Source organism: Aeromicrobium sp. PFPM2_SD2 (assembly GCF_057364525.1).
This window is the reverse complement of sequence record NZ_JBNFNZ010000709.1, coordinates 1-767: the sequence shown is the minus strand read 5'-3', so window position 1 is coordinate 767 and position 767 is coordinate 1. Positions and strand designations below refer to the sequence as shown.

Below are 767 nucleotides of genomic sequence, written 5' to 3'. Positions count from 1 at the left end.
GCCATGACCGGGACCTGGGTGCTGCTGGGCGCGCTCGTCGCGACCGTCGTGGTCGCGCTCGTGCTGCGCCGCCGTGACGGCCGGTTCGCCGCCACGGCGCCGGCCGCTCCCGCCGACGCTCCTGACGACCGCGAGCGGATGCGTCCCGAGGAGATCGGTGCGCCGCTGGGGGAGCGGGCGACCCTGGTGCAGTTCTCGAGCGCCTTCGTGCAGCCCCGTGCCGGGCGACGCGCGTCCTGCTGGGCGACGTGGTGCGCAGCGTCCCGGGCGTCGCGCACGTGGAGGTCGACGCCGAGCAGCACCTCGACCTGGTCCGCCGCCACCACGTGCTGCGCACGCCCACCGTGCTGGTGCTGGGCCCGTCGGGCGAGGTCGTCCAGCGGGCGTCCGGCGTGCCCCGGCGCGAGCAGGTCCTGGCCGCGCTGGCCCAGGCCGTTCCCGAAGTGTGAGACGGCTGTCCATCATCCGGGACGCCGGTGGGGTGCCGGGACGCGCCCCCTACGCTGGACCCATGTTCGAGACCACGCACCTGACGCGTCGCCTGGCAGTCGACTGCTGCCGCACGCGCTCGGCGCTGTGTCGCGTGCGCTGACCCGCGCCCGACCCCTCGAACCATCCCGGAGACTCCCATGCCCCGACCGCTCCAGGTCGATCCGCGCGGCCTGCGCGTGGCCGCCGCGCTGACGTCCGTCGTCCTCGCCGTCGCCCTGCTGTCGCCCCGCCCGTCGCCCCTCGTGCTGCTGGCCGCCCAGGCGGTCGTGTTCGCG

Annotated in this window: 1 protein-coding gene; it reads left to right on the top strand. The window is 76.1% G+C overall.

The window, feature by feature from the left end; translation table 11 throughout:
- Positions 1-248: 248 nt before the first annotated feature.
- A complete protein-coding gene (locus AC2W7G_RS17615) occupies positions 249-449 on the top strand; it encodes a thioredoxin family protein (RefSeq protein WP_485869574.1) in 201 nt (66 codons plus the stop codon).
- Positions 450-767 lie beyond the last annotated feature (318 nt).